This window comes from Streptomyces atratus (assembly GCF_900119365.1).
GTDB lineage: Bacteria > Actinomycetota > Actinomycetes > Streptomycetales > Streptomycetaceae > Streptomyces > Streptomyces atratus_B.
Genome location: NZ_FPJO01000073.1, coordinates 1 through 8,317, shown reverse-complemented (window position 1 = coordinate 8,317; position 8,317 = coordinate 1). Strand labels below are relative to the sequence as shown.

8 protein-coding genes and 5 pseudogenes are annotated in these 8,317 nt (G+C 67.9%); 6 read left to right on the top strand and 7 right to left on the bottom strand.

Annotated features, from left to right (window positions below; genetic code table 11):
* Together BT364_RS43890 and BT364_RS38595 are read left to right on the top strand one after the other, a co-directional pair.
* A pseudogene (locus tag BT364_RS43890) lies at positions 1-177 on the top strand (IS3-like element ISRhosp5 family transposase); the annotation flags it as partial.
* 508 nt (positions 178-685) lie between these two features.
* Positions 686-883: pseudogene (locus BT364_RS38595) on the top strand (hypothetical protein); the annotation flags it as partial.
* A 204-nt stretch (positions 884-1,087) separates the two neighbouring features.
* On the opposite strand, the gene BT364_RS38590 reads toward BT364_RS38595, so the two are convergent.
* A complete protein-coding gene (locus BT364_RS38590) occupies positions 1,088-1,771 on the bottom strand; it encodes a transposase family protein (protein ID WP_072489783.1) in 684 nt (227 codons plus the stop codon).
* 500 nt (positions 1,772-2,271) lie between these two features.
* On the opposite strand from BT364_RS38590, the pseudogene BT364_RS44535 reads away from it, so the two are divergent.
* Positions 2,272-2,796, top strand: a pseudogene (locus tag BT364_RS44535) (serine hydrolase domain-containing protein); the annotation flags it as partial.
* On the opposite strand, the gene BT364_RS42465 reads toward BT364_RS44535, so the two are convergent.
* Positions 2,701-2,925 carry a hypothetical protein gene (locus BT364_RS42465; protein WP_218172492.1) on the bottom strand — a complete coding sequence of 75 codons (225 nt, stop codon included), beginning with the start codon at positions 2,923-2,925 and terminating at the stop codon, positions 2,701-2,703. The pseudogene BT364_RS44535 and the gene BT364_RS42465 overlap by 96 nt on opposite strands.
* Position 2,926: 1 nt before the next feature.
* Here BT364_RS42465 and BT364_RS42460 point away from each other — a divergent pair, with 1 nt between their 5' ends.
* Positions 2,927-3,244 carry a serine hydrolase domain-containing protein gene (locus BT364_RS42460; RefSeq protein WP_072489782.1) on the top strand — a complete coding sequence of 106 codons (318 nt, stop codon included), beginning with the start codon at positions 2,927-2,929 and terminating at the stop codon, positions 3,242-3,244.
* 346 nt (positions 3,245-3,590) lie between these two features.
* Here the strand turns inward: BT364_RS42460 and BT364_RS38575 are convergent, their stop codons facing one another.
* Positions 3,591-4,088, bottom strand: coding sequence for a universal stress protein (locus tag BT364_RS38575; RefSeq protein WP_072489781.1), 498 nt, complete (start codon positions 4,086-4,088; stop codon positions 3,591-3,593).
* A gap of 5 nt (positions 4,089-4,093) precedes the next feature.
* Entirely contained in the window at positions 4,094-5,350 is a 1,257-nt protein-coding gene (locus BT364_RS38570; protein ID WP_072489784.1) for an SLC13 family permease, read from the bottom strand.
* Between the two features lie 338 nt (positions 5,351-5,688).
* Between BT364_RS38570 and BT364_RS38565 the strand changes: the two genes are divergently transcribed.
* Positions 5,689-6,012 carry a hypothetical protein gene (locus tag BT364_RS38565; protein ID WP_072489780.1) on the top strand — a complete coding sequence of 108 codons (324 nt, stop codon included), beginning with the start codon at positions 5,689-5,691 and terminating at the stop codon, positions 6,010-6,012.
* A gap of 171 nt (positions 6,013-6,183) precedes the next feature.
* Here BT364_RS38565 and BT364_RS38560 read toward each other — a convergent pair whose 3' ends face one another.
* Positions 6,184-6,597 (bottom strand): nuclear transport factor 2 family protein, encoded by a 414-nt coding sequence (locus BT364_RS38560; RefSeq protein WP_072489779.1) that lies wholly within the window; start codon positions 6,595-6,597, stop codon positions 6,184-6,186.
* 367 nt (positions 6,598-6,964) lie between these two features.
* Between BT364_RS38560 and BT364_RS38555 the strand changes: the two genes are divergently transcribed.
* Positions 6,965-7,231 carry a hypothetical protein gene (locus BT364_RS38555; protein ID WP_072489778.1) on the top strand — a complete coding sequence of 89 codons (267 nt, stop codon included), beginning with the start codon at positions 6,965-6,967 and terminating at the stop codon, positions 7,229-7,231.
* 566 nt (positions 7,232-7,797) lie between these two features.
* Here BT364_RS38555 and BT364_RS43880 read toward each other — a convergent pair.
* Both BT364_RS43880 and BT364_RS38540 read right to left on the bottom strand, forming a co-directional pair.
* Positions 7,798-7,899 (bottom strand): annotated as a pseudogene (locus BT364_RS43880) (transposase); the annotation flags it as partial.
* Positions 7,900-7,984: 85 nt separating this feature from the next.
* Positions 7,985-8,317: pseudogene (locus BT364_RS38540) on the bottom strand (hypothetical protein); the annotation flags it as partial.

Sequence of the window (8,317 nt, the reverse complement as noted above, 5' to 3'; positions counted from 1 at the left end):
GCCCTCAAGCGTGAGACGCTCCGTGGCACCCGCCGCTTCGACGGGGCCCGCGCCTGCCGCCTGGCCGTCTTCCGCTGGACCACCCGCTACAACACCCGCCGACGGCACTCGGCGAACGGACAGCAGGCACCGATCGCCTACGAGCAACAGTCAGCTACCCTGACACTCGCCGCATAACGATACGAACAGGTGTCCACTCATCGGGGACAAGGCCCGGGTCACGTTACGGCCGGCCTGGGCGAACAGGCCGGGTTCAATCTCGGCCAGGATGCTTTTGAGTTTCGAGCACATGCTTTCTTCGGTGCGAAGCCGAGATCGAGGGTCTCGCACAGGTCGCGGGCCCGCATGGGCCACGCCACCTCGGCGAAGACGGCGAGCTCACTACGACCTGCTCGCGCTCGCCCCCGATTACCGCATCGAGTGCTTCGGCACGAAACTCGGCGACCTGCGCGTCACCATCGCCAACCGCTTCGAAGACGGTAAATTCGACGGCGAGTTCGCCGACTGGGCCACTGCCCTTACTCTGCCGAAATCGTCTCCGAGTACACCTCCGTAGCCGCATCTCACTGCGCAGCGACGGGCGGCGCACCTGCCACGCTCTCCCGTGCCCAACCGCGTCGGCGGACAGCGGCGAGGTCTGCAAAAGAAAAGAACGGTGTAACTCCTGATCAAGGAAGATGCACCGATGACCAGCAACAACACGAGTGAGCCCGAGACCGTCGAGTCGGCCGAGCCACAGCGGTCCACGTCCGTGGACCAGCAGTTGATCGAGGAGCCGGTGGGCCGGGCCCAGGCCGAGGGGCTGCAGCTGACCGGTGAGGGCGGGCTGTTGCAGCAGCTGATCAAGCGACTGCTGGAGTCCGCTCTTGAGGGCGAGATCACCGCAGGCACAGCAACATCCTTCCAGGCCGCCCACAGGCAAGCCAGATCAGATGTCACCACACCGTGCAGCAGTCCCCAATCGCAGGGCGAACGCCCGCTGCCGGCCGCGGTGGGCGTGGACCGAGTCGCTCGGGGAGGACGTGTCGGCCTTGATGACTTTGACGCCGCCCCAATAGCCCTCGTACTGAGGTTTTCTCAATGAAAGTCATCGCCAGGCGTTGTTGAGGACGAGGGCGGCTTTGGCGATGGCGCCGACGGCCGGGCTGAGGGTGATGTGCTTTTGAGGGTGCGCCAGCGTTCGTTGAGCTCGGCTGCGGCCCGTTCGCCGAGGGCCCGCACTCCGCGCAGGAGCGTGTTGTAGGTGCGGTTGTCGGGATGAAGCCGCAGGTAGGAGCCGTCGCGGAGCTTCTTGAACGGGTGTGCCAATGCCAGCACCCTGGTAACCCGCGTCCGCCAAGATGGGAAGTCCGTCGGCGGCCGCCTTGTACAGGGCCGACAGGCAGTGAGCGCGGGCAGCGGTGATGTCCGGCACCGAGCCCGGCTCGGCATCCGACACCCATGACGGAGTGCCGTCCGGGGCAGGCAGGAACTGCACGTTCGCGCCGAACGCCTTGTGCTTCGCGGAGTACCAGGTGTCCACCTCCTTGCCCTCGGCGTTCAAGTGGGTGCCAGCGACGCGGTCGGACTCGATCAGCGTGCCATCCAGGACCACATGCGTCATGCCCTCTCGGCGGCAGCGGTCCAGCACGTTGTGCAGGTTCGGGGCCTGACCGGCGAGGACGTCGATGCCTTCGTGCAGGTAGCGATAGCCGGTGGCCTGCGAGATGCCCGTGTCCCTGGCCAGGCAGTGCACGCACGCCCGGTCGCGGAACCAGCCCAGTATCAGCACTGCCTGACGGAACGGACCCGGCGCCCGGAACCCTTCGGTGCGGCGGTCTGCCGCCGGTGACCGGCCAGCAAGCGGGCGAGGAGCTCAACGTCATGACGAGGGGCATCGAGCATGGCAGCGTAGGTGACCAATGTGAAGCCTCTGGTTCAATGGACGTGATCTTCGCAGGCCCGTTCTACCAGGGGCTTCACGCCTGTCCAGAGCCGCCCCACGCCCCAGCGGCGGCTAGATCATTTCGTTGAGAAAACCTTACTGTCATCTTGGTGACGCCTGCCTGTGAGCGCCGCCTGGCACGAACACCGACTGGCGTCGGGTCAGGCGGTAGTAGGCGTTCTGGAACTACGGTTGGCGGACGCTCGCGCGGCGGCGGGATCATCGGTTGCGATGGGAGAGCGGGCTACGCCCGCCCCAGGACGGACCGCAGCATGGTCAGCAACACCTCGCCGCCGGCGGCGAGCCCGCGCGACCGCTCGCCCTGGACGAAGGACACCACCAGCGTCATCTTCTCCTGCACCAAGGGCCTTGTCTCCATCCTTGCGGCGCGTCTTGTGCAGGACGGACTCCTCGACTACCGGACTCCCGTCGCGACCTACTGGCCCGAGTTCGCCGCCGAAGGGAAAGAAGAGATCACGGTCGCCGATCTTCTCGCCCACCGGTCCGGGCTCTCGGCGCCACGCGATCTCCTGAATGTCGAGGACGTCATCGACTGGGACGTCGTCACGGGTCGCCTGGCAGCCCTGCAACCACTGTGGACCACCGGCCAGGGGCACGCGTATCACGCCCTCACCCACGGCTGGCTCGCCGGTGAGGTCATCCGCCGGATCACCGGCAAAACGGTCGGCCAGTACTTCGACGAGCTCATCGCCGCACCGCTGCAGGCCGACGCGTGGATCGGCCTCCCCCGCGGGGCGCGGCACCAGGTCGCCCATCTACGGGCCGGAACGAGCCTCACCGCGCTCGTTGCTCGACAGGTAGCGGCGCGCGTTGCCGACGAGATCGACTGGACTGAGCGGGCCATGATCCTCGGAAACGCGTTCCCGCCGGAACTCGTCGACGCCACCGGCGGCTTCAACGACCCCCGTCCAAGCGGCGGAGCTGCCGGGAGCGGGCGGCATCGCATCGGCCCGGGCGCTGGCCTCGATCTGGTCATCCACCGTGGTGGAGACCGACGGAGTGCGGCTGCTGGACGCCGGCACGGTCGCCGACGCCACGCGACCGCAGACCGAAGGCACCTCGATATTCGGCGGACAACCCCCCTTCGCGCGGTGGGGCATGGGATTCCGGCTTCCCTCCCTCGCCCGCGAATTCCTCGGGGCCGCCTCCTTCGGACACGACGGAGCCGGCGGGCAGGTCGCCTTTGCCGACACGACACACCAGGTCGGATTCGCCTTCCTGACCAACCTCATGGAAGCGGGCCCCGACCACCGCGCCACCGCGATCGTGGACGAACTCCGCCGCATCCTCCGCAAGTAACGCTGGGGGGTGGTTGGTTGCGGCGGTGGGTGGTATGGGCTGGGGTCTGGCCCAGGGGTGTCGCGGTTTCATTGAGACGGAGGCCATCGCCCGGGGTGCGTGGCAGTGCGCAGTTGTGAGGCACGGCAAACGTGGTGCGACGACACCATCCCCAACCCGTCCAACCGCTTCACCCGCCCCGGATCGAGACGCCCCGCCTTGTGGAACCTTCGCTGGTCCGCGGGTCAGGTCCCGAGCGGGAATCCGGCCGGGCCCAGTCATCGGGGATGACGTGGTCGTACGGCATCCGCAGCTGCTTCGCGCCGCGTCATTGCCGTACTGGGGTGGCGGCCCGGATGCCGCGGCCCTAGCGGTGGTGCGGCGGGTGGGGTGGTGGCGGGATGGTGGTCGTGCTGGGGGCGGTCTCTGGCCAGATGAGCAGGACGGGGCAGGGGGCGTGGTCGACGATGAAACGGCTGGTGGGGCCGAGGCTGCGGGGGCCGAGGTGGGTGCGGTCGCCGTCGCGGGCGAGGATGAGCAGGTCGGCGCCTTCTGCGGCGGTCACGACTTCTCGTTCTACGCGCCCAGAGCGTTCTTGCCGGGTGCACGGGCGTCCCAGCCGCTCGGCCGCGCTGGTCAGAAGCTGTTCGGCAGAGTCGGAGGCGAGGTGCTCGATCCGTGTGCCGGGGTCGCGGTCGGGGCGTGCGCGGCCCAGCAGTCCGGCGTAGGCGCCGTGGGCGGCGCCCGGCACCTCGTGGCCGGTGACGTGGAGCAGCACCAGGTCGGCGTCCGCAGGCGCGTGGGTGCGCGCGGCGTCGACGCAGGTGGGCCAGGTGCCCTCGACGATCCAGACGATGACGGTCACGGTGTTCAGCCTCCGATCGTTTGGAGTGAGACCCACAGTGCCACGACCGAGAGCAGCAGGGCGGTGGGCACGGTGAGCAGGCCGAGCCGGGTGAACTCGCTCAGTTCCACGTCGGTGTCGTGTTCGCGCACGATGCGCCGCCACAGCAGGGTGGCCAGGGAGCCGGCGTAGGTGAGGTTCGGGCCGATGTTGACCCCGAGGAGGACGGCCAGGACAGCGCCGGGGCCGGTGGGGGCGGTCAGCGGAAGCAGGACCAGGACGGCGGGCAGGTTGTTGATGACGTTCGCCAGTACGGCCGCCAGTGCCGCGAGGGCGAGGAGGGCCGGGAGTTCGGTGCTGCCGGGCACCAGGTGGCCCAGTACATCCGCAAGGCCGTTGTCGACCACCGCCCGGACCACGACGCCCAGGGCCAGGACGAAGGCGCAGAACGGCAGGGCCGCGGCCCGGACGATCGCCGTGGGGGTGGTGCGGTGCTGGCCCAGGGCGCGGGCCGCCAGGACGGCCGCGCCTGCGGCCGCCGCCCAGGCCGGGTTGATGCCGAGCGCCGAGGTTAGGGCAAAGCCCGCCAGGGTGCCCGCCACCGTGAGCAGGGCGAACAGAGGCAGTTCGCGGGGTTCGTCGGCGGGCGGGGCCTCGGCGCCCGCGTCCAGGTCAGTGGCGAAGAAGCGGCGGATCACCACGTACTCGGCACCGATGGCCACCAGCCAGGGCAGTGCCATCAACGCGGCGAAGCGGGTGAAGCTCAGGCCGCTGGCGGCGAACGCCAGCAGGTTGGTCAGGTTGGAGACCGGCAGCAGCAGCGAGGCGGTGTTCGACAGGTGGGTGCAGGCGTAGACGTGCGGCTTCGCGCGGGCGCCCAGCCGGGCGGCGGTGGCGAACACCACCGGAGTCAGCAGCACCACCGTGGCGTCCAGGCTGAGCACCGCGGTGATCAGCGCTGCGATCACGAACACGAGGACCAGCAGGCGGCGAGGCCGGCCCGCCGCCCGGCGGGCCATCCAGGCGCCGCAGGCGTGGAAGAGCCCCTCGTCGTCGCACAGCTGGGCCAGGACCAGGACGGCGGCGAGGAAGCCGATCACCGGGCCCAGCCGGGCTGCCTCGGCCGCCGCGTGGCCGAGCGGGATCGCGCCGGTGGCGATGACCAACCCGGCAGCGGGGACAGCCACGACCGCCTCCGGCCAGCCCCACGGCCGGATCACCGCGCAGGCCAGCACCGCCAGGAGCAGGGCGACAGAGAGTGCTTCTGCGAGTGCGGAGTTCAGCGTCTGAGCCTTTCCGGGACGGAATCCTGGCACAGCGGAACGACCGTACCGGGGCTGGCCGTGGCCCGCGTCGAGCACGCCGAGGCTTTGGGAAACATCAGAGTAAAAGTACGTCGTCGGCCTTCGGGCACCCGGTGCCGCCCGCATACAGGAGGAGCGCAGCGTCTCCGTGGTCTCCTCGTGGGTGCCTGACCGCCCCAGAGGCGTCCGAGCAGAAGCCCCGCAGACCGTTGTGCCGCGCAGGTTGAGGACCCACTTGTCGTCTTGCGCTCGTCGAACCAGCCGCTCCTACTAGCTGGCCGGCTCGATCCCGAGGACGTTCACCAACAGCCACTGCTGTGCGAGCGGAGTGCGGCACGTCACTGTCGCGCTGGTCGGCCCCAGAACTGGCCCGCGAGGTCGTCGCCCGATCCATCGCCAGCACGATCTCCGCCTCCACCGTGCGGCGCTGGCTCGACCAGGACGCGACCAAGCCCTGGCGTCACCGTTCCTGGATCTCCATCAGCGACCTCGGCTTCCGGCGCAAGGCTGCCCGTGTCCTGGACCTGTATGCCCGCGCTTGGGACGGCGAGCCGCTTGGCGCGAAGGGATACGTGATCAGCGCGGAAGAGAAGACCTCCACAGACCATGGCGCCGTTACGTCTGCGTACGATCCTTTATGACGGGATCGGTTATGGAGTCCGCGCAGGCATAGGACCTGTTGGCGGTTCAGGCGGCTGTGGGGCAGTAACCCTGCCTACACCAGTTCTTCCAGGTAAAGACCAGCGCGACGAAAGAGCTGAAATGCCCTCAATGAAGGTCGTGCAGGGTTCCAGGCCACCTCCACTGCATTTTCACGCGTCGGCGAACGTGATCCGGGTGCCTTGAGCGGAGACGAGACGCCATCCTGCGGCGGAGTCCGCTGTGAAGACGTGGGTGTAGCGGCTTCCGGCAGTGAAGGTGGTGCCATCGGAGTTGACGAAGTTCATGCTGGTCCGCCCGACGACGATGCCGATGTCGCCGATGCGGCGTACGACAGCCTCCTCCGGGAAGGACTCGATGGCGGGGAATGTGACGGTTCCGGAGGAGACCGCGGCGAGCAGGGCGGATCGGGGGACTACCGAACCGTCCTCGATGCTGACCAGGATGAAGTCGTCTGCCAGCAGCTCGCCCAAGCGGGCGGTGTCGGCGGCGACCAGCGCGTCGAAGAAGCGCCGGTCGTGCTCGAGCAGCGCTGCGCGGTCGCCGGAATCAGATGCAGGGGGCATGATCGTGTGTTCCACTCTGTGAGGGGGCGACTGCCACAGGGTGTGCGGCAGCAACTTTCCCGAAGATACGCTTTGACGTGGGCGTCAAGGCCAGCCCGAGCGCCCTGGGGGAGCCCGCAGCCGGGAGACTCCGCCGCTACGTGAAGCAGCCCTGTCATCTGCCTCGGTTGTGCATCTGCGTCGAATCCTGCGGGCTGGCCACCCCCGCTACCCCGAGCTGGTGATGGCGCGGGCCGAGTACCGCTGAGAGCTTGCATGGTGAAGCCCCAGTCCTGTGGCTGGGGCTTCACCATGTCCCCCAGATGCGGCGGGTGGGCTGCTGCGCGACGGTGGAAGGAGCACTGACCTCACTCCCCTTTGGAGAGCCATGATCGTCAAGATGCTGCACAAAAAGGGCCTGAAGTCCGAGCACGCCTACTGCGCCGGCTTCCTCGCGATCGGCTTTTCCGTCGCCTCGTGGTTCGGGTCGATAGCGGTCGAGCGCCTTGGGGTGGCTCGTGCGGATCACTGGGGCATTTACGTGGGTGAGTGGGCGCCGACGTTCTTCGCCCTCGGCCTGGCCCTCGCAAACTACGAACACCCCGACGTCGATGTTGAGCTAGAGGCGGAGTCGCTGCACCCCGTCACTGACTGACACCCATGTCCGGCTATCTGCCTGTGGTCGTGTACCCGCCTGATGAATCGGGTGGGCGTCGGGTGCGTGTGGATGGGGAGATTCTCGGCATGGCCCACTCGCTTCGGGATGTCACCGAGCTTCTGCGCCGGGCTGGGATGGATGACATCAGCGAGGAGGAGGTGGCTCTGACTGGGATGATCGACTGGCGTGGTGGTGGGCCAGAACTGTGGCCGGCCCCGTGGTGAGCGAGCGGACGTACGTGTCGAAGCGGGCCTGGTGCTGGGCGGCGACAGCCTGGTCGGCGGCACGGCCGGAGGACCCGTGTCGGCATCGACGACACCATTGCTCAAGGCGTTCAACGCTGCGGTATGCGCAGAACCCGCTACTGCGGCCTGACCAAGACCAGCACGTCCGCATGATCCTCGCGACCCGCTTGTGATTGACCGCCTCACCGCTCGTCTCGCGGAGCTCGGCGATGATCCTCGGAGAACGCAGCCCTGCGCAAGAAGGTCCGCGAGTTGGAGGAGGAACGCGAGATCCTGCTTTCGGGAAGTCCCTGGATTTGATCTTCGCCATCCGTCCGGGTTGATCCCCAGATCGGCGGCGACCGACCTGATCGTCGCCTCCGGCCGCGACTCGTACAGCGCGACCGCATCCGCCTTGAACTCCGGCGGGTAGTTCTTCATGACCACGAGATGTCCGTTTCTCAGATCCTCAGGATCCAGTGTCTCGTGTGTCCAACATCAGGGGTCAAGGCCCAAGGCCGGGTAGTTAGCGTTTTCGCAGGTCACGCAAGGGGCTGGTCGTCTGCGTGATTGCCGTGTAGCGGCCCATGCGGACTCTCTTGATCATTCCTCTCTCGGTCCAGCGAGCGAGTTGTCGATAGGTTGCGACGAGGGTGACATCGCCGAGGAGCTCGGCGATCTCCCTTGCGCGCCAAAGCCGTTCGGGTTCTGTCTGCAGGATGGCCAGGACACGTGCCATGCGGCTGCCGGTCTTGCCGTTGCCGGTGTTCTCCCGGACGGTCGTCGCCGGCAGTGCGGGCTCCGGCGATGGGGGCGGCAGGAGAGTGATCGTCATCGAGGTCACGACCTTGCTGCTGTC